Source organism: Bremerella sp. P1 (assembly GCF_028748185.1).
In the GTDB taxonomy this organism is placed as follows: Bacteria; Planctomycetota; Planctomycetia; order Pirellulales; family Pirellulaceae; genus Bremerella.
The window spans coordinates 124,937-143,548 of sequence record NZ_CP118164.1; the positions used below are offsets into that span (position 1 = coordinate 124,937).

Here is an 18,612-nt window from a genome sequence, read left to right on the forward strand (position 1 = left end):
CAATCGTTTCTGCCCAAAACGGTGTCAGCTCATCTCGCGGCACCAGGCCGCGAGATGAGTGACCGTGTTTGCCTGCTCGCTTAGATACGGAAGCGGCTGACCAATTCGCGAAGCATGGTAGCCTGAGCACCCAATTCTTCGCTGCTGGAAGCCATTTCTTCCGAGGCGGCTGCCGACTGCTCGGTGACGCCCGAAACCTGCTGGATGGCACCAGCAACTTCGTTGGCGTTCTGAGCCTGTTCGACGGTCGCGGTAGCGATTTCCGAGATCTTGTCGGCCGTCGAGCTGACGCCAGCGATGATCTTTTCCAGAGCAGCACCGGTTTGGGCACTCAGGGTGGAACCATCTTGGACGCGTTGGGTCGATTCCTTAATCAGCGAGGAAATCTCCTTAGCTGCTTCGCTGGAACGTTCGGCCAGCTTACGAACTTCGTCGGCCACAACCGCAAAGCCTAAGCCATGCTCGCCGGCACGGGCAGCTTCGATCGCTGCGTTGAGTGCCAACAGGTTGGTCTGGCTGGCGATTTCCGAAATCACCTGAATGATTTCGCTGATCTGTTCCGAGGAAGTCTTGATCAGTTCCATGGCTTCGATCGACTTCTGAACGGCGTTGCCACCTTCTTCAGCCATCGTGCTGGTGTCGCCAGCCATCCGGTTGGCTTCACCGGCGTTGTCCTTGACCGAGTCGATGCTGCGGGTCAGTTCTTCAATCGAAGCACTCATTTCTTCGACCGAAGCACTCTGAGTTTGAGCACCCGTGGCCAGGTTCTGCGAGTTTTCAGCGATCACCGAAGCACCCTCAGCGAACTGCATGCCGCTGTCGACAACCTGGCTGATGATGTCACGCAGATCGGAGATCATGCGATCGATCCCTTCGGCCAACTTGCCAATCGCGTCGTCGCGGTTCAGATCAACACGCTGGGTCAAGTCACCTTCAGCGGCAGCTTGAACGACAGCCAGAATCTGATCGACGTTGGCACGAAGTTCGGCCTGTTCGGCACGTTCACGCTCGGCACGTTCTTCTTCGGCCTGCTTTGCCTTGACCTGATCGGTAACCAGCGACCAGGCAACCATCGGGCCGGTGTAATTACCGTCCTTGTCGTAGATGGCACTGGCCTGCAGATCGAGGTATTCCCCTTCCAGTTCAATCTGGGTGTTAACCGGCAGATTGCTTGGGTCGCCCAACAGGCGACGCTGGTGCGCCGGGTTCTTATGGAAGATGTCGTACGAAGCACCGACGATCTTGGCGACAGGAACCGGCAAGATGTGCTCGATGCTACGTAGCGTCTTTTCCGAAGCTGGGTTCATGTAGGTGATCGTGCCGTTCAGATCAGCCAGGAGAATATTGATCGGTGCGTTTTCGACGATGGCCGTCTTTTCGGCAGCCGAAGCTTCCAGGCGACGCTTTTCGGTAACGACTTCCCAGGTAACCATTGGGCCGAGGTATTCGCCGGCTTCGTCGTAGGTGGCCGAAACCAACAGGTCGGCGGTTTGATCACCGAGTTCGATGTTGGTCCGAACCGGAAGGTTTTGTGGGTTGCTGAGAATTCGGCGTTGGTAAGCCGGATCCTTGTGGAAGATGTCGATCGACTGGCCAATGACAGCTTCTGGCTTGCAAGGCAGGTGAGAAGCGAGTTCTCGCAGCGTATCCAAGCTGGCTGGATTGACGTACGTGATGGTCAGGTTCTTGTCGGCCATCATGATATTGATGGGCGAGTTTTCGCTCATGGCTTTCGCTACCGAAAGCTCGTTGCGAAGGTCTTGTACGTTTTCGTTGGCCTGAGACGTTTTATTTGCGGTCATGGTTTTATAACTCGGTGATTTAATAGTCATGTAAGTGAACTGCCCCCTCCGGTGAACTTCGCGCGCTCCTGCTAGTTTGGCGATCCGCTTCGCTCGGGAAGCCGGATTGACCTGTTAACATGGTTCCGAGACGCTGCTCGGAGGCGGCTTAGCCGATGCGAGCTTCGATTTGCTCGACTTCGGCTTTGCCCAGGATCTTGTCGATATCCAGCAAGATCAAAAGCCGCTTGTCGAGTTTCACCAAACCCGTGAGATATTCACGACCCAGACCAGCAACGGTCGGAGGCGGAGAGGAAATCTGATCCTTCGAGATTCGCAGGACCTCGCTGACGGCGTCGACAATGATGCCGACCGTCTTGCCACCGACGTTCATGACCATGATGCGGGTCTCGTCAGTGGACTCTTGTTCTTGAAGCCCGAATCGCAGTCGCAAATCCACAATCGGAATCACGGTATTGCGGAGATTGATCAGGCCCTTGATATAGTCAGGCGTCTGAGGCACACGGGTGATCTCACCCATCAGGATGATTTCCTGAACACGGGTGATCTCGATTCCATATTCCTCCTTGGCCAATTGAAAACTGACCAGTTGCATGGAATTGAGCCCTTCGCGACGCTGAGACTCGTGGCTCGAACGCTCTTCCGTCTTTAGATCTTCAGTTGTTACGGACAAAACTCTGTCTCCCGATCAGTGCTGGAACGAATTATCGATCCGCTGCCCCGAGATCCTCGGGCGGGACGGCCATGTCCGCGACTTGTTCTCCTTTACATTCGGATAAACGCCGTGAGTCAGGTGCATCCAGCCCACGCATGCCTGTGGCGTTCTCGTATAAAGGTCGGTTAGTAAAAACGAAAAAGTTTGGTCAGGTCGCAAATTTTCTCCCCCTGTTTGAGTCTTCCCCTCTGACCTAGCCGAAACAAACGGAACAACCCCACCAATATTGGGTAGTGAAGCGCAAAGCGCAGCGGCCCGCTTCAGTTGTCGTTGGAAATTCCGACCAGAATCGAAGCGAATATCACGGATGCCGGCCCAACTGCGGTTGAGCGCGAAAAGGTGAATTTTCTCACTTGGTATTTGACCGTCTGAGAGCGCGACCTATCGTTCGGTAGAAATTTTTAATTTCCCCAAAGGACCATTCTCCACCGGCCGACTCAGGCTGAGCGGGCAGGGCAAATCACAGGAGCATTACAGAACATGTCTACACGCGTACTCGTAGCCGACGACTCCAGCACCATGCGAAAGATCATTCTCCGTTCCCTTCAAGCGGTCGGTGTTCCGAACGCAGTTGAAGCTGCCGACGGGGAAGAAGCTGTCAAGATGTTCAAGCCAGGCGAGTTCGATCTCGTGCTGACCGATTGGAACATGCCAGGCAAGAGCGGCCTGGAAGTGATTCAAGAAATTCGCAAGGTCGACGCAGACGTGAAGATCATGATGGTCACGACCGAAGCCGAAAAGTCGCGCGTCATGGAAGCCATCCAGGCCGGTGTTTCCGACTACCTGGTCAAGCCATTCACCGCCGACACGCTTCGCGAAAAGCTGGAAAAGCACGGCTGCTAATTTCCGCCACTCGCACAACAACCCAACAAAACAATGAGACGACAAAGCCCAAGCAGGGCGATGTCGTCTTTTTTTATTGCCGCGATGAACTGATCGCCTTACGGCTTCTTCGTGACTAGGATCTTCTTTTCCTGAATCTCGTAAGTGAAGTCGGTATCCTTGAAGACCGCATCCAGCAGGCCAGTCACGTCGACGGTCTTCACGCTGAAGGAAATCCGTTGCATCAGTGCTTCTTCCATTCCATCTGGCACTTCAAAATCCATACCCAGCTGTTGCTCAAGCGCCTTGAGCACCGGCCCCAGGGGAAGCTGTTCGACGTTGAGCGTGTAGCGCTTCTCGCCAGGCATCACGACCGTATTGCGTGCCGTTCCACCACGCAACAGTTTCGCAACTTGCTCTTGTACTTGTTGCGGCCCAGTAACCGCTAGTTTCCGCTTGCCGTCGGACTGAACTTTAGCATCGGGAAACAGTTCCTGAATCTTCGCAATCGCTTCGTCGTGATTGCCTGCGTAGGGATAGACGCGTGTGAGAGAGAGTTCATCCGGAATAGCAACCAGTTGAAGCTCAACGCCATCGTCGGTCTTGTTGAACCGATACGACGCGTGATAGCCAGCCAACACCAGCGAAAGGTACTCGGTCGACTTCATTGGCGGAAAGTCCACCGCCGGCCATAGATCGTGTTTGATCACCACATCCAGATTGTTCCATCGCATGCCATGACTGGTGGCGACTTCCGTCAGAATCTCTTCCGGGGTCGATAGCTTCGGCCAGCCATACTTTTTTCGATCGAGCAACTTAACCGCTTCCGGGTACCCACTCGACTTGGCAAATTGCGTTTGCAGTTCCGCGACGGTCGGTAAACGACTAGCCGTATCTTGCGGCCCCAGATAGATCACGTCCCCGACACGTGCCATGCCGATGCCAAGTTGAGCGGCGATTCGCTGGAGCCCCAGTTCCAACCGCTCGTTCGTGAATTTCATTTTCATCGTCTGATCGGGATCGACCCGTCGGTCCAAAAAGATGGCCACTCGTTGCGTCTGCGCAAGCCGCATCAGCCCGTCGCGCAGGGGAACTTCCTCCCACGTTAAGTCGAAAGACGATTGAAGCTGCTTCTCTAGATCTGCCTCGGTCCGCCAGTCGATGTTCTCTTGTGCTTGAGCCTGGCTTCCTAATAGCAAAATCTGGGCTGTCAATACTCCGATGAGAAGCTGGGTAAGATTGCGCAAGTACGATCGCATCGATTATTTGCTCCGGGGTTACCGCGTGATTACACTCGGACTTTGTTCAATGGATTGACCATAATGGATTTTCGTTCTCAGGACGAGAGAAATGCACTTTGATTGCCGTAAGGCCAACTTGTGAACGACTCCCCCGAGCGTCATCCCGTACTGCTTTCTATCTTCCAGAAATATCTTTCGGAAGAGAATACTGCCGCGTTTATTCATCGCGTTGCAGCGGTTTATACATGTGGAACATTGGAGCGTCTTTCCCAGCACGGTACGGCTGAAGTTCGCCGTGCTGCGGTAATGGCTCTTTGTTTTGTCAGTGACTATTCGTCGAATCACACCGTTGGCATGGCACTCAACGATGCCGACCGAGGCGTTCGCCTGATTGCCGAGAACGGCATTCGCTCTCTCTGGATTCGTGCAGGCACGCAAAGCCAGCGTCATCGTTTGCGCAAAGTCATGACGCAAATCCAAGGGAACTCCTTAGATTCTGCCCTGCAGGAAGCCGATTCCCTGATCGTTGATGCCCCTTGGTATTCCGAAGCATACAATCAGCGTGGCCAAGTTTACTACAAGCAGCAGAACTTCGAGCGATCCCTGCGTGACAGTCATCAAGCTCTCGAAATAAATCCCTATCATTTTCCAGCGGCAATCTCGATGGGGCAGTGTTACCTTCGCCAGGGTGAAAACGTCATGGCGCTCGACAGCTTTCGTCGTGCCTTGCGTCTGAATCCTAATCTGGAATCGATTCGCACGCAGATCTCCTACCTGGAGCGACAACTCGAAGAGATGTAAGCTACAGGGGTTGGCCTTTTCCTTTCGCCCCAGCACGGATTGCGGACATGGCACAAGATCTCAACCCCGTCCTCATCCTGGGAGCAGGCATCAATGGTGCCGCCCTGGCTCGGGAACTGTTGCTCAATCGCGTACCGGTCGTTCTGATTGACCACGCCGACATTGCCTCGGGCACAACCAGTTGGTCGTCGCGTCTGATTCATGGGGGACTCCGGTATCTTGAACACGGTGAAGCCTCGCTCGTTTACGAATCGCTGGCCGAGCGTGAACGCTTCTTGAGCAACTCACCAGAACATGTTTCGCCGCTCGAACTGATGATTCCGGTCAAATCTCAGTTCGCTGGACTGATTTCATCCGCTGCCGGATTCTTCAACCTTCCCATTTTCAAATCCAAGAATCCGTCGCGTGGTGCCTGGGCCATTCGTAGTGGATTGACCATGTACGACTTTCTGGCCGGAAGCCAGAACCTGGGCTCGCACAAACGCATGTCCCAGAAGCAGTGGAAGCCGATCGGCTTCGATGCCAGCTTTGTCGATGTGTTCAGCTACTACGATGGGCAAATCGAATTCCCTGAACTTTACGTTTCAACACTCATTCACGACTGTGAGGAGATCGCCCAGCAGCACGGCATCCGGTTCACGCTTCGCACTTATCGTCGACCGAAGCTTAACGGTAAGCATTTCGAGTTCGAGAACCTTCTGGACTTTGATGCAGCAGTCGAAGCACTGGAGCCGTCGGCACTGGTCAACGCGTCGGGCCCATCCGGTGACGAAACGCTTCAGGAACTGGGCATTCGCTCGGACCGTCTCTTTGGCGGCACGCGTGGTTCGCATTTAATCTCGCACAAGCCGATATTGAAAGAAGCCCTCGGACCGCGTGGCATTTATGCCGAAGCATTCGACGGACGTCCCGTCTTCATCTTGCCTTGGAATGGAGGCGTCTTGATCGGCACGACCGATATCCGGCACGAAGGCGATCCCGAGGTCGCAACGGCAAGCCAGGAAGAAATTGATTATCTGCTGAAGTGCGTAAATTCCGTATTGCCCGGCGTCGAACTGCAACACGAGGACATCGTCCAGCACTATAGCGGCGTCCGACCGCTCCCGTACGTGCCGGCAGGCTCAACGGCTTCCATCCCGCGTGGGCACTGGCTCCACGAGCATACTTCGACACCATGGCCATGCTATACGATCGTGGGCGGTAAGCTGACGACGTGTCGCTCTCTGGCCGAGCACTCCGCCAAGACGATCCTTAAGCAACTTGGCCAAGAGGTCGTCGGCGATTCCAAGACACGAAAAACTTACGAAGGAGATCCGCCGAAGATCGAATCGGGGCAACGTGCCCGGTTCATCATGCAGCACCTCACAGGCGTCGATGCCGTGTCAGACACTCAAACACTGGCAGAGGCGGCGATCTCACAGCTTCACGCGAAGACTCTTGCCGACGTCGTCGAACGCCGCTTGATGCTGGTCTTCCACCCAGGACTCTCGCGATCCCACTTGAGTGCGATCGCCGACGCTTTGATTACCGATGGCAAGCTTTCCGTTGACGTCAAACAGGAAACACTGGAAGCTTACATCCAGAGACTACAATCGCGATTCGGAAAGCAGGTTCTTCCTGACTAAACGCCCCTCGCAGGACTCGTCACCATGCCTCAGTACATACTCGCTATCGATCAAGGCACGACATCCAGCCGTTCGATCCTGTTCGATCACGATGCCCGGATTGTCTCGGTTGCCCAGGAAGAATTCCGCCAGATCTTGCCCACCCCGGGCCATGTCGAACATGACCCCGAAGACATCTGGAACAGCCAACTGAACACGGTCCACGGGGCCTTGGGCAAAGTCGCACTGGAAGAAGTTGCCGCGATTGGCATTACCAACCAGCGTGAAACCACTTTCGTGTGGGACAAACGTACCGGCAAACCGATTCATAACGCGATCGTTTGGCAAAGCCGCGTCTCAAGCTACCTCTGCGATCGACTTCAAAAGGAAGGGCTGGAAGAGACAATCCGGCAAAAAACGGGCCTGGTCCTGGATGCTTACTTCTCCGCAACCAAGCTCATGCACCTTTTAGAAACGGTGGACGGTGCTCGCCAAGCGGCTGAAGATGGGCACTTACTATTTGGCACGGTCGACTGCTACATGGTTTGGAAGCTGACCGGCGGGAAGCGGCATGTCACCGACGTGAGCAACGCATCGCGTACCATGATGCTGAACTACGAAACGCTTGACTGGGATGACGAATTACTCGCCGCATATAACATCCCGCGGCAAATGTTGCCTGAGATCGTTGATTGCAGCGGTAAGTTCGCGGAAACTGATCCGGCCATCTTTGGGGCTTCGATTCCAATTGCGGGCATGGCCGGCGATCAGCAGGCCGCCTCATTCGGCCAGACTTGCTTCGATCAAGGCATGGTCAAGAACACGTATGGCACGGGAGCGTTCGCTTTGATGAACATCGGCGACAAGCCTGTCCTTTCCCAAAACAACTTGCTGACCACCGTCGGATGGAAGATCGGTGACCAAGTCAGCTACGCACTGGAAGGGTCTATTTTCGTCGCCGGGGCTGTCGTCCAGTGGCTGCGCGATGGCCTGGGCATTATTGAGTGTTCGTCCGAAGTCGAACCGTTAGCCGACACCGTCGAGGACAACGGCGGCGTTTATTTCGTGCCGGCGTTTGTAGGACTTGGGGCACCTTACTGGGACCCGAATGCTCGAGGAACGATTGTGGGCCTGACGCGCGGAACAACCGGTGGCCACCTGGCCAGGGCTGCCCTCGAGTCGATGGCCTATCAAACCCGCGACATGATCGAAGCCATGCAGCGTGATGCAGGTGTTCCGCTGCAAGTCCTTCAGGTCGATGGCGGGGCCAGCGTCAACAACGCTTTGATGCAATTTCAAACGGATCTCCTGGGAACGCCAGTCCGTCGCCCGAAGGTCAGCGAGACAACCGCCCTGGGTGCTGCATTCTTAGCAGGCCTCGCCGTAGGGTTTTGGGAGTCGCAAGATGAACTTCGGGGGCTTTGGAAGCTCGACAGAGAGTTCGACCCGATTGCCGATCGTACTAAGATGGATCAGATGTACGCTCGCTGGAAAGATGCCGTCGAGCGAAGCCGAAATTGGGAAAGAGCAGGGGACTGATGGAGCTAGGAGTCTGGATCATGACGATCTTTACCGGGCTGTTGGGTGTAGGCGGAATCTGGGCCGCGGTCTCCGATAGCTCGTCCGTTTTTCAATCTCGCAAGATAGCCTTTCTCGAACATCGCATCGGGCACGTAAATACGCGTCTCTTCGTAGGGCTTGGCGGCTTCCTGTTAATCCTTTTGGCGATTAGCTTCATCGTCTTTCCACCAGGGTAGGGACAACGCACGCGACGCTCGGAAATATTGGCAAGGTAGTTTTCTTTTGAAATACGCCCAATATTCTGGACCGGTCAACGAACAACCGTTCGACCAATCCCTTATTCTTCACTTCGTTATCGCCTACATGTTCGTCCCTCACGGAACCGATGCCCCCATCTATCACGTTCCAGCCGTCACCATTACGGTCATCATTCTCAACAGTGGCATCTTCTTCGCTCCACCGCTCGTCGAGCACTTTCAGAATCCCGAGCCCAGCGACAGCCGCAATCGCTTGCCGGTTCTGACTTGGATAGTCGAAGGAGGAGGCTACGACGGACCAGAGGATTACAAGCTGCAATACGGCGAAGGAATTAAGCCTTGGCAAGGGATCACCGCTTCGTTTCTGCATGCCCATGCGATGCACTTGGTGGGCAACATGGTGTTTCTCTTGCTGTTTGGAATTATCGTCGAAGGAAAAATCGGCTGGTGGAAGTTCTTGCCGATCTATTTCGGAGTTGCCCTGATCCGGGGAATCTTCCTACAGGCTACGGTCATGGTTTTCAATCCAGGCTTTCATGCGGCTTCGATTGGCGCGTCCGGAGTGATCTTTGCGATCATGGCGATTGCCCTCATCTGGGCGCCCATGAACAATATCGAAGTGACTCACGTTGGCTGGAGATATCGCACCACGCATGAAGTGGAAGAGGTGGACGTCCCGGTCTACGCCATGGCAGGTGTCTTTATCGTGATTGATCTATTCATCTCGTACGCGATTGTCCGAAGCCACGGCACTTTTGCGCCATTCACGCCTGTGCTGCATACGTCAGGAGCCATGATGGGAGCAGCGATCGGCATTGCGATGGTCAAATTCAATTGGGTCGACTGCGAGAACTACGACATCTTCTCAGTCTGGGCGGGTCGACACGAAAAGTCTCGCGACGAACTCAATCAGCAATCGGGCGCCAAGAGTGAAGCAACGCTTGTCCAGCAAGGGCTTGAGCAGATTCGCCAGATCCTCGACGGAGGTAAGAACCCGCAAATGGCTTACCGAGCCCATGTCAGCATGGCAGAGAAGTACGACTCGTGGCATCTGCCGGAACGCGAATTCTTGACGATTATCAAGCAGCTATCCGACCAGCAGAGGGACAACGACGCTGTACTTGCGATGGAGGAGTACCTGAAAGCCAATCGCCCTAAGCTGAATCAGGTACGTTTGAAACTTGCGTCCCTACTCTTGGAGCGAATGGACAAGCCCAATCAATCGCTTCGCGTATTAGCGAGCGTATCAGCAGACCATCTGAACGAACGGGAGAGAGCGATCTATCGAAACCTGGAGGAAGATGCAACGCAAGCTAAGAATGCAGGCGTTCACGATTCTCTTGACGATTGGTAACCGAGCAAACCTCCAGCCTCGGCCCCGCTGTGAAAACATTGATTACTCACTTACCGGTCGCGTATAAAACGGTACACCTCTTCCTCTCTTATCTCATAGGCATATCGGTACAACCGACTGCTGACGCTCGGAATCAGCATCATGGCCAAAAAGACGAGCACGGACATTCCTGCGGATAAACTCGAGCAGTACGAGAAACTAGTGTCCACCCATCCCGACCTCGAGCGAAAAGGCGCTGCCATGCCCTACACGTCACTCAACGGTCACATGTCCAGCTTCTTGACCAAGGAAGGCACACTGGCGTTACGACTGCCAGAAGAAGACCGCGATGCGTTTCTCAAGAAGTATAAAACCAAATTGTGCGAGCAGCACGGCCGAGTGATGCGGGAGTATGTCGAGGTGCCTGATCGGCTGTTGAAAAAGACGAAGGAGCTCAAGACGTACTTTGATCTCAGCGTCGCTTATGTCGGCAGCCTGAACCCCAAACCGACGGCGAGGAAGAAAGCTACAAAGAAGAAGTAGACCAAGAAGTAAAAAGACGACCGTTGGATGCAACGGTCGTCTTTGCTGTGCTTTCGAGTTCGCGTTTTTCGCTTAGCGACGCATGTTCTGCGAAGCCATGGCCTGTTGAACCATCGACGAGTAACGCTGTGGATCGTTCCAGAACGTTTGCAGGCTTTCTTCGCTGCTGAATAGGTACAGCGTGCCGCGGTAAGTCAGACCGTATCGACGATCACCAGGCACGACCTGTCCGTTACCCAGGTAAGCGACCGGGTCAATACCCGACATCACAGGGCTGTACTGATTGGGGTTGGCCAAAAATTTCTGCTGTTCACTCTGCGACGAGAACAAGTAGATCTGACCTTGGTGTTGAGCACCCCAGCGAGGATCACCCTTCTGCCACTTCATCTGCTCGACCAGCGTCACTGGGCAGTAGCCGTCCATCGCGAACTTAGGCTGCTGTGGCTCAGGCTTTGGTGCTGGAGCCGAAGGTGCCGGAGCGGAGGGGGCTGCAGGCGGTTGCTGCTGAGCAAACTGCTGTGCCGGAGGCTGCGAAGGAGCTACGTTCTGTGGCGGAGCATTCGAAGAGAACCGGCTTTGATTCGGGGCTTGGGTTGGCTTTACCTGGTCAGGGCTTGGCATCGAGGCAAATCGCGACGTCGCAGGCTGCTGTGGAGCAACTTGCTGAGTCGGTTGCGATGGAGCAGCCTGAGCTGGAGCAGGGTTCGAGGTGAAGCTCGAGTAACGCGAGCCTTGCGGTTGGCTTGGGGCAACCTGTTGAGGTGCCTGCGGAGCGACTGGTGTCGTGTTAGCGGCCTGGGCAATCATGCCGGCTGCAGGTGCGGCCGGGCTGGCACTTGGATTCAGCTTAGCGGAAACCTGAGCCAAGATACCGGTGTAACGATCTTGGTCCTGAGGGCTGATCATGCGGTACACAACCTGACCACTCGGGGCAATGACAACGTCTTGCGGCCAGCGATCGACGCCAAACTCTTTGGCAATCGCAGGCTCGTCACTCGCGTTAATCTTGATTGGAATGTAGTTCTGCTCGACAGCCTGGGCGAAGGTGGCTTGCGAAAAGACATTCGCTTCCAGCCGACGGCAAGGCGGGCAGTTATCAGCATAGAAGTGAATCAGAACTAACTGATTCTTCATAGCCGCAACGCGCTTGGCGGTTTCCAGATCTGGTGCCCAGCGAACGGCATCCTCAGCGAGAATCATCGTCTGGAACGCCAGCAACAGGGCGATAGCAGTTGTACGAGTAATTGGCGACATGAATGAACGAGCCCCGGTAAGCGAGTTCCAAAAATCAGCTTGGTTCGGTTTTCCATTGGTTCGTATCGGGACAGCCACTTGTCCGAGTGCATCAAAAGTAACGGATTTGCAGAATTTCCTGGACGAAACTACAGAATGGGTCGTATCAATCGTTCCGATTAGGTAAATGATATGGGGGCTAAGTTACTTACTGACAACAACTTGCTTCTCATAAGCCTTTTCCCATGTAGAAAATGGGAAACTCTGTCGATTGAATGGGAATGATAGCTTGACACAACCGGGTAAATCCTTATGATGCCAGTAGTTTGATCGCCAACGATCTGTGGTTAAAACCTCGCGTTTTGCAGACTATGTTGGCCATCCTTTCTGCTCAAAGGCGTCGGACTGAGATCTTCAGCAAACGTCAAGTTCTTCGGGCAGTAATGGTTTTCTTTGAGACGTCACAATAAGTAGTGTGACCAGTTTGAGAACCAAGGAAGCTTTCAGTTCTTCAGGGAACTGTTTCGGTTACCACGAGACTTCACTAGGGTAACTAGTCTTGCCAGGCAGCACTTTTTGGGGCCGCGGCAAGGGACTTTGGTAGCCACCGTTTTTCATTTGTGACTCGTTAGGTAACGGAATTACCTTACGGCCTTCATAAAACACCGAGCAGTTCGCCCTCGGCATCCTGTTCGGCCACTGCTGCCATTTTCAAGGCATCCTCGCTTTAGGCGAATGGCAACTTGGAAACCTCTCACACATCAGGCATTCTCGTGGGATGCCTCGTCCCTTACGTGCGTGAGGTTGAGCTAGATTCGGCACAATCGCTTCGCCAGCTTTTGGCATGCCTTTGTGCGAGTTATCCGCTCCCAAAATACTTAGGAATCTTTAACCCCCGTATCAGGTAGAACTCCCACTAAGGGAGAGCAACCTCAGGAATCTGTTAATACGATCCAGTGTTCTTTCTGAAGACACCGGTTCGAACCTGACTTCTGTGATTAGGTAGTTTTTCAATGTCAAACAAACGGCAGACCCGCTCAAAATCTGGCGGGCGACGACGTGGTAACAGCGGTGGTTCCCAAAACGGACCAGGCCCAAAAGGGCGTGGTCGTTCCGGGGGAGGTCGACGCCGCTCTTCTCCGCCAAGCTCTAACGTGCCACGTAACAATCTTGAAAATGAAGAATTTGAACCAGGGGAACCCATTCCACTGGAACCTGGCTACGGCCTTCTCGAGATGCATCCCAACGGCTACGGCTTCTTACGCAGCCCTGCCAATAACTTCGCTCGCGAACGTACCGATCCTTTCGTGCCCGGCACGATGATCGAACGTTACGGACTTCGCGAAGGGGTGATGATTCGCGGCATGATTCAACGTTTCCGCCGTGGACAAGGTCCTCGCCTGCGAGATGTCTTCGACGTCGACGGCATGCTGCCGGATGATTACCTGAACGTCAAATCGTTCGAAGAATTGACTCCGGTCAATCCTTCCGAGCATCTCAAGCTGGAATACGATGGGGGTCCTCTGACGAACCGCGTCGTTGACCTTCTTACGCCACTGGGCAAAGGCCAACGTGCGTTGATTGTCGCTCCACCGCGAACCGGTAAGACCATGCTGCTGCAGAACATCAGCCGTGGTATTTCCGCCAACCACCAAGACGTCAAGCTGGTGGTCCTTCTGATCGACGAACGTCCGGAAGAAGTGACCGAAATGCAGCGTAGCGTGAAGGGTGAAGTGATCGCCAGTAGCTTGGATCGCGACATCGAAAGTCATGTGCGTCTTTCGCAACTCGTGATCGAACGCTGCAAGCGTCTGGCCGAATCAGGCCAGGATGTTTTCCTGCTGTTGGACTCGATTACCCGTTTGGCTCGTGCGTTCAATAAATGGGTCGGCGACAACCGTGGCAACAGCGCTATCATGTCCGGCGGTATCAACGTCAAAGCGATGGACATTCCTAAGAAGTTGTTTGCCACCGCTCGTTCCTTTGAAGAAGGTGGTTCGCTCACCATCGTCGGTACCGCTCTGGTCGACACCGGCAGCAAGATGGACGAAGTGATCTTCCAAGAGTTCAAGGGTACCGGCAACATGGAACTGGTCCTCGATCGCAAGTTGGCCGACCGCCGCGTCTGGCCGGCAATCGATATTTCGCAGTCGGGTACCCGTCGCGAAGAACTGCTGCTGACCGAGGAAGCTCTTAATGCTGTTGTCGCCTTGCGACGTACGCTGACCTCAATGCATCATATCGATGCGATGGAACAGTTGACCAAGCAGTTGGGCAAGTACGAGAACAACGATCAGTTCATCAGCCTGATTGCCAACAGTCGCGATCGTTATCAGTAACGACTGAGCCCAATCCAGCTAACTCATTCGGAGCCGCTCGATATCGACGGCTCCGTTTTTGTTGCGCCAAGCTGTTTTTGGTCTCGCCAGATCAAGAACACAAAGAGCGGCACTGCGGCAAGTGCCGCCAATTGATAGGCGGTTAAGCCCAATGCGATGACCGGTTCCGGGCGAAGCCACTCGGTGAAGAAGCGATACGTCATGTAAGTAATTAGGTAGATCTTGAACAACTGTCCAGGAAACATCTTCTTTCGCCAGAGCACAAAAAAAACCGCGGCGCACGTCAGGTGAAAGATCGACTCATAGATCTGGGCCGGGTGCCGCAGCAACTGCCCCCCATCCGGAGCACCAGGAAAGGCAACGCCCCATGGCAAGCTGCAAGCCTGGCCGAAACAACAGCCGGCGACAAAACAGGCCCATCGTCCGATACCGATAGAAACAGCCACCGGAACGACAAAGCTGTCGCCTGTCTTAGTGCGGACATCAAGAATCCACTTGGCCAGTTCCACACCAAAGTACCCGCCCAGCAGTCCGGCAATGATCGTCTTGCCATGGGCAAACCAAGCCGTCCCGTCAAGCATTCCTTCCCAGTCGTACATCGCGAAGGGAAGTTTCGCGCCAATCATCGCTCCGCAAAAACCACCCAGTGCAATGCCTGCCTTTTCCCACCAGGCAAGTTCCAGCTTCTCTTGAAATAGCCGCAACAGGATAAAGCCGACGACAATCGCCACCAGCATGATCGCCATGTAAGCCAATTGGGTCATCACGAACTCTCCACTGCCGTCTTCAGCGGAGGCAACTCCACGTGGCCGTCGCGATACAAAACGTTATAAGCACAGAACGGTACGACATGCCCGCTCGGCAGCAAGTGATGCACGCAGCATTTCATTACTCGTCGGACGTCAAAGTTGTATACATCTAAGAAGGAGGTGATCATGATGCGAAAGACATCTTCCGCTCCAAGCTCTTCCTGCATCGCCCGGGCAAAGAAGTCGACGGCGGCCTCGGCATGGCGTGGGTCCGAGGTGTTCAACGCGCCGATCAGTTCGTCAATCGGACTGTTGCTGCTCAACACCGGCAGAGCCGAACCGCTAGAGGAGGGCGGGGGAGCACAACTTCCGCCAGGACAGCATGCCTCGCGAACCAGGTAACGCTCCAATAGTTCTTTGACAGCGCCCCGCTGGAAAGAGATTCCCCCGGAAAGCAGGTCCAAATGCTCCGCCGCCTTGATGAAACGCATCAGTGGAACCAACTCCCCGTTGCGGCGATAGGCGTACGCCATCTGATGGCAGTTGGGATGAGCACACGGAAGCGGCATGAAGTCGGCTTCAGTGTACATGCCAGATGTTTGATCGACGATCCCGCGAATGACATCGGGAAAGGTAATCCGGTTCTCCAATTCTTCTGGCAGAACATGTCGGCCCGAATAGGTAGCCGGTTGCAAGCTGAGCCCGGTGATCCATGGCCGTGTCGCGCAGTAACGCACGAGATCGCCGAGTTCGTCATCATTCACGCCAGGCTGTAGGGTCGAAACCAAGTTCACATGCAGCCCCGCTTCGCCACAGCGTTCGACGGCCTTGAGCTTGGTCTCGACCAGTGCCTCGCCCCTTAGCTGAAGTGAAGTCTGGTCGCGGAAACCATCAAACTGCAAATAGACTTCCACCCGATCACACCGCTGGGCCAAGAAATCAAGCGTTTCGCGGTCGTGCGCCAGCCGAATGCCGTTGGTGTTAATCATCACGTAATCGATTGGCTGCGACAGGGCGTAATCAACAATTTCGCGGAAGTCCGGATGAATAGTCGGCTCGCCCCCGGAGATTTGCAGCACTTCCGGGTTCCCTTCGACCTCGACGTAGCGATCGATCGTTTGCTGGCACTGCTGGATCGTCAGATGCTTTCCGCCAGGGCCGCTCGAAGCGTAACACATCGGGCAGGCGAGATTGCAGCTCGAGGTGATTTCCAATAACCCAATGCAAGTGTGTTGTTCGTGCTCGGTACATAGTCCGCAATCGAGTGGGCAACCCTTGTTTGGCTCGACACCAAACTCACGCGGAATCTTACCAGGCACATTGAACTGCGTCTGGTCGTACCACGCAACGTCGGAGCAAACGTAGTCGTCGCGACTCCCGTGCACTTCACATCGCTTGCGGAAATAAACCCTGTTGCCACGGGTAATAATCTTCGCCGGGACTACAGCATGACATTCGGGGCAAAGACTTTGCGTCACGCCGAGTACGGTATAGTCACGAAAAGCATGATTCATAGGGAGTTACTCTCTCGGACTCAGATCAAAATAGCGGTGGGCCCGCTGATCGATAGAACGTATTCCATGTCTAAAACCCTCCTGACGCCGCGATCACCATAAAGCAAAATGCCAACAAGGCGATAATGGCTGCAATACCTAACAGCACCATGGCACCTGCGGAAACGATCAACGCCGAAAAACACATGGCAATGCCACGCAACCAAGGGTTCTCACTTTGATTCCCCTTGAGAATCATCACGCCAACGCCAATGCAAAGCGGCGCAACGACGATTAAGTACGGCAGCAAAACCCCAGGCTCTTCCGCATACACACCTAGCCCGACGACCATCGCCCCAAGGCCCAAGAAGATGAAAGCCCAAATCCCGAATATGCGGCCCACGCGATCTTGCCGGGGACGATCGATCGGAGAAACGATTTCAGCCTCGATTAATTCGTCTCCTTCGTAAAGGGGACGACGGCAGATCCAGCAGGCGTTGGCGAACGTGTTGTTCTCAGCACCGCACTCAGGGCAGTTAATGTGAGGCAAATCAGTACGAGTCATTTCGCCTCCTTTGCCTGAGCGTGCTCGAGTCGGTCGTGAAACTGCTGGGCGAGCGGTCTGGCCAGACGAACGATCTGACCGACGACGATCCCAGTCCCTCCCAGACATGCCAAGGAAACGCCTTGTTGTACAAGCGGAACGACATGATTGGCATCGAACCATGTATCATCCACGGCGCCGACCGTTCCCACGTAAGCAGCCATCGCTCCGAGTGTTGCCAGCCAGACGAGTCGCAAGTCAAATCGCAACCCGGCCATGGCAATCACCAGGTAAAATGCCCCGGTCAACGAAGTTGCCATCGGACCGCCCGCGACACTGACAAGCAACGCAATCGCAAGCAAGTCAACAATCGTGGTTACAAAGGGCAACCACACCGGCAAGACTCGCTTCAAGACGAGAAGCAAAACGAGTAGGGAAACCACGATCAACAGCACCGCGGCTCCGGTCGCGACACGCTGAAATAGAAGGTTCGCATCCTGGCCTTCTTCACTCAGCGAAAGAAAGTGAGCGACCTGGCAACCGTAAAGGACAATGACGGCGATCACTCGTAACAGGAGCACTCGCAATTCGCTCGCATAAGTTTGCCAGCGTCGAACAATAAACCATTGGCGATCCGCCACTGGTGAGTCGTGTTGAGAAGCAACGTTCATACAAGAGTTTTTCAAAGTGCGAATTCGTATCAGGACATGCGCAACTCAATATAACGAGCTTTGGGAAACATAAGCACTAAGTACCCGCCTGCGACTCGTCTTCTTTCACTTCAGGCTGAGTGGAAATGCCTCGCAACGTGAGGCGGAAGCAAAGCACGAAGGAAATCAAACCAGCGATTAGCCCGATCGGCACACCTCCGTAGAGCATATTGGCAAGGCCATATTCATCCGCCTTAGGGAAAACACTGTACGCGATCATCGCCCCTGCCCAGCAAACGGCATAAAAAGCAATGCCGGTCGCGATCCAGATGGGGATCATGATTAGTGCGGATATGAAAAGAGCACTTGCCTGGTCCCATCCTGCCGGCCAGTTCCCCGTGGCTTGAAACTCTCGACGCATCGCAAGAATGGCTCGTAAGTTAGCCGGCACCAGGATCATTGCCGCCAGCACGCCTATGCCAGGCGAAAGAATGAAAAGGCCGATAATCAGCAAGACGGAGAACCCTGCCGCAGCGAGCGTGCCATGATAGGCTCCCTCTGGAACATCGGCCTTCGTCTCGGCCGCGGCACTTTCGGACTCGGGCGACTCGAAGGGGTTCGGCTCTTTTTCCGACTCTGACATCACCAAGCCTGACTTTTTCTTCGGAAACGTGACCAGGGGCAGGATTAACCCTCGCCCATGATACGCGATAACGGCCCCCATTGCGGTCAAAATCCATCGCCGCTATTCTCTAGGATCGCACGATCAGTTAAGATGCACCGTGAACCACGAGCCCCCGTCAGGCCTCCCTTAGGGAAGCTTTACGGTGCATCTACCTGGAGGGTAAGCGAATGGTTAGCGGTCACATTGGAAATGTGATGCCCCCTTGTGGGGTTGCGAGTTCGAGTCTCGTGCCCTCCGCTTCAAGCCGTGATGGATAATCCCTCACGGCTTTTCTCTTGCG

General features: G+C 54.6%; 17 protein-coding genes and 1 tRNA gene. 9 read left to right on the forward strand and 9 right to left on the reverse strand.

Annotated elements, in window-relative coordinates; genetic code table 11:
* Positions 1 to 80 precede the first annotated feature (80 nt).
* Positions 81 to 1,802 carry a methyl-accepting chemotaxis protein gene (locus PSR63_RS00540; RefSeq protein WP_274329811.1) on the reverse strand — a complete coding sequence of 574 codons (1,722 nt, stop codon included), beginning with the start codon at positions 1,800 to 1,802 and terminating at the stop codon, positions 81 to 83.
* Positions 1,803 to 1,950: 148 nt separating this feature from the next.
* Positions 1,951 to 2,475: a chemotaxis protein CheW gene (locus PSR63_RS00545; protein ID WP_274329813.1), complete on the reverse strand. Its 525-nt coding sequence runs from the start codon at positions 2,473 to 2,475 to the stop codon at positions 1,951 to 1,953.
* A 522-nt stretch (positions 2,476 to 2,997) separates the two neighbouring features.
* Here PSR63_RS00545 and PSR63_RS00550 point away from each other — a divergent pair.
* Positions 2,998 to 3,360, forward strand: coding sequence for a response regulator (locus PSR63_RS00550; RefSeq protein WP_274329815.1), 363 nt, complete (start codon positions 2,998 to 3,000; stop codon positions 3,358 to 3,360).
* 98 nt (positions 3,361 to 3,458) lie between these two features.
* Here the strand turns inward: PSR63_RS00550 and PSR63_RS00555 are convergent, their stop codons facing one another.
* Positions 3,459 to 4,598 (reverse strand): hypothetical protein, encoded by a 1,140-nt coding sequence (locus tag PSR63_RS00555; protein ID WP_274329817.1) that lies wholly within the window; start codon positions 4,596 to 4,598, stop codon positions 3,459 to 3,461.
* 120 nt (positions 4,599 to 4,718) lie between these two features.
* Here PSR63_RS00555 and PSR63_RS00560 point away from each other — a divergent pair, with 120 nt between their 5' ends.
* The 6 genes from PSR63_RS00560 to PSR63_RS00585 all read left to right on the forward strand — a co-directional run bounded on the left by PSR63_RS00560 (position 4,719) and on the right by PSR63_RS00585 (position 10,639).
* A complete protein-coding gene (locus tag PSR63_RS00560) occupies positions 4,719 to 5,381 on the forward strand; it encodes a tetratricopeptide repeat protein (protein WP_274329819.1) in 663 nt (220 codons plus the stop codon).
* 47 nt (positions 5,382 to 5,428) lie between these two features.
* Positions 5,429 to 7,006, forward strand: coding sequence for a glycerol-3-phosphate dehydrogenase/oxidase (locus PSR63_RS00565; protein ID WP_274329820.1), 1,578 nt, complete (start codon positions 5,429 to 5,431; stop codon positions 7,004 to 7,006).
* Between the two features lie 24 nt (positions 7,007 to 7,030).
* Positions 7,031 to 8,524, forward strand: coding sequence for a glycerol kinase GlpK (gene glpK / locus PSR63_RS00570; RefSeq protein WP_274329822.1), 1,494 nt, complete (start codon positions 7,031 to 7,033; stop codon positions 8,522 to 8,524).
* A 20-nt stretch (positions 8,525 to 8,544) separates the two neighbouring features.
* Positions 8,545 to 8,742, forward strand: coding sequence for a hypothetical protein (locus tag PSR63_RS00575; protein ID WP_274329823.1), 198 nt, complete (start codon positions 8,545 to 8,547; stop codon positions 8,740 to 8,742).
* A gap of 46 nt (positions 8,743 to 8,788) precedes the next feature.
* Entirely contained in the window at positions 8,789 to 10,117 is a 1,329-nt protein-coding gene (locus PSR63_RS00580; protein ID WP_274329824.1) for a rhomboid family intramembrane serine protease, read from the forward strand.
* Between the two features lie 141 nt (positions 10,118 to 10,258).
* Complete coding sequence (locus tag PSR63_RS00585; RefSeq protein WP_274329825.1) at positions 10,259 to 10,639, forward strand: hypothetical protein; 381 nt, start codon at positions 10,259 to 10,261, stop codon at positions 10,637 to 10,639.
* Between the two features lie 72 nt (positions 10,640 to 10,711).
* On the opposite strand, the gene PSR63_RS00590 is transcribed toward PSR63_RS00585, so the two are convergent.
* Positions 10,712 to 11,893 carry a thioredoxin family protein gene (locus tag PSR63_RS00590; RefSeq protein ID WP_274329826.1) on the reverse strand — a complete coding sequence of 394 codons (1,182 nt, stop codon included), beginning with the start codon at positions 11,891 to 11,893 and terminating at the stop codon, positions 10,712 to 10,714.
* Positions 11,894 to 12,885: 992 nt separating this feature from the next.
* Between PSR63_RS00590 and rho the strand changes: the two genes are divergently transcribed.
* The gene (rho, locus tag PSR63_RS00595; RefSeq protein WP_443111075.1) at positions 12,886 to 14,211 is read left to right on the forward strand and encodes a transcription termination factor Rho; all 1,326 of its coding nucleotides are present in this window, start codon (positions 12,886 to 12,888) and stop codon (positions 14,209 to 14,211) included.
* A 23-nt stretch (positions 14,212 to 14,234) separates the two neighbouring features.
* Here the strand turns inward: rho and PSR63_RS00600 are convergent, their stop codons facing one another.
* The 5 genes from PSR63_RS00600 to PSR63_RS00620 form a co-directional block, all read right to left on the reverse strand.
* On the reverse strand, positions 14,235 to 14,975 hold the full coding sequence (locus PSR63_RS00600; protein ID WP_274329830.1) for a prolipoprotein diacylglyceryl transferase: 741 nt from the start codon (positions 14,973 to 14,975) through the stop codon (positions 14,235 to 14,237).
* Positions 14,975 to 16,474, reverse strand: coding sequence for a radical SAM protein (locus tag PSR63_RS00605; RefSeq protein WP_274329831.1), 1,500 nt, complete (start codon positions 16,472 to 16,474; stop codon positions 14,975 to 14,977). Before PSR63_RS00605 ends, PSR63_RS00600 begins: the two co-directional genes overlap by 1 nt.
* A 70-nt stretch (positions 16,475 to 16,544) precedes the next feature.
* Positions 16,545 to 17,018, reverse strand: coding sequence for a hypothetical protein (locus tag PSR63_RS00610; RefSeq protein WP_274329833.1), 474 nt, complete (start codon positions 17,016 to 17,018; stop codon positions 16,545 to 16,547).
* Positions 17,015 to 17,668 carry a hypothetical protein gene (locus PSR63_RS00615; RefSeq protein ID WP_274329835.1) on the reverse strand — a complete coding sequence of 218 codons (654 nt, stop codon included), beginning with the start codon at positions 17,666 to 17,668 and terminating at the stop codon, positions 17,015 to 17,017. The genes PSR63_RS00610 and PSR63_RS00615 overlap by 4 nt, the downstream gene beginning before the upstream one ends.
* Before the next feature lie 76 nt (positions 17,669 to 17,744).
* Positions 17,745 to 18,290 (reverse strand): hypothetical protein, encoded by a 546-nt coding sequence (locus tag PSR63_RS00620; protein ID WP_274329836.1) that lies wholly within the window; start codon positions 18,288 to 18,290, stop codon positions 17,745 to 17,747.
* 196 nt (positions 18,291 to 18,486) lie between these two features.
* Between PSR63_RS00620 and PSR63_RS00625 the strand changes: the two genes are divergently transcribed.
* Positions 18,487 to 18,569 (forward strand) — tRNA-Ser (locus PSR63_RS00625).
* The last annotated feature ends 43 nt before the right edge of the window (positions 18,570 to 18,612 follow it).

Excerpts from the sequence above, each read along its gene's own strand:
- PSR63_RS00540 (WP_274329811.1), bottom strand. The coding sequence starts at position 1,802 with ATGACCGCAAATAAAACGTCTCAGGCCAACGAAAACGTACAAGACCTT.
- PSR63_RS00550 (WP_274329815.1), top strand. The coding sequence starts at position 2,998 with ATGTCTACACGCGTACTCGTAGCCGACGACTCCAGCACCATGCGAAAG.
- PSR63_RS00555 (WP_274329817.1), bottom strand. The coding sequence starts at position 4,598 with ATGCGATCGTACTTGCGCAATCTTACCCAGCTTCTCATCGGAGTATTG.
- PSR63_RS00565 (WP_274329820.1), top strand. The coding sequence starts at position 5,429 with ATGGCACAAGATCTCAACCCCGTCCTCATCCTGGGAGCAGGCATCAAT.
- glpK (WP_274329822.1), top strand. The coding sequence starts at position 7,031 with ATGCCTCAGTACATACTCGCTATCGATCAAGGCACGACATCCAGCCGT.
- PSR63_RS00575 (WP_274329823.1), top strand. The coding sequence starts at position 8,545 with ATGACGATCTTTACCGGGCTGTTGGGTGTAGGCGGAATCTGGGCCGCG.
- PSR63_RS00585 (WP_274329825.1), top strand. The coding sequence starts at position 10,259 with ATGGCCAAAAAGACGAGCACGGACATTCCTGCGGATAAACTCGAGCAG.
- PSR63_RS00590 (WP_274329826.1), bottom strand. The coding sequence starts at position 11,893 with ATGTCGCCAATTACTCGTACAACTGCTATCGCCCTGTTGCTGGCGTTC.
- rho (WP_443111075.1), top strand. The coding sequence starts at position 12,886 with ATGTCAAACAAACGGCAGACCCGCTCAAAATCTGGCGGGCGACGACGT.
- PSR63_RS00600 (WP_274329830.1), bottom strand. The coding sequence starts at position 14,975 with ATGACCCAATTGGCTTACATGGCGATCATGCTGGTGGCGATTGTCGTC.
- PSR63_RS00605 (WP_274329831.1), bottom strand. The coding sequence starts at position 16,474 with ATGAATCATGCTTTTCGTGACTATACCGTACTCGGCGTGACGCAAAGT.
- PSR63_RS00610 (WP_274329833.1), bottom strand. The coding sequence starts at position 17,018 with ATGACTCGTACTGATTTGCCTCACATTAACTGCCCTGAGTGCGGTGCT.
- PSR63_RS00615 (WP_274329835.1), bottom strand. The coding sequence starts at position 17,668 with ATGAACGTTGCTTCTCAACACGACTCACCAGTGGCGGATCGCCAATGG.
- PSR63_RS00620 (WP_274329836.1), bottom strand. The coding sequence starts at position 18,290 with ATGTCAGAGTCGGAAAAAGAGCCGAACCCCTTCGAGTCGCCCGAGTCC.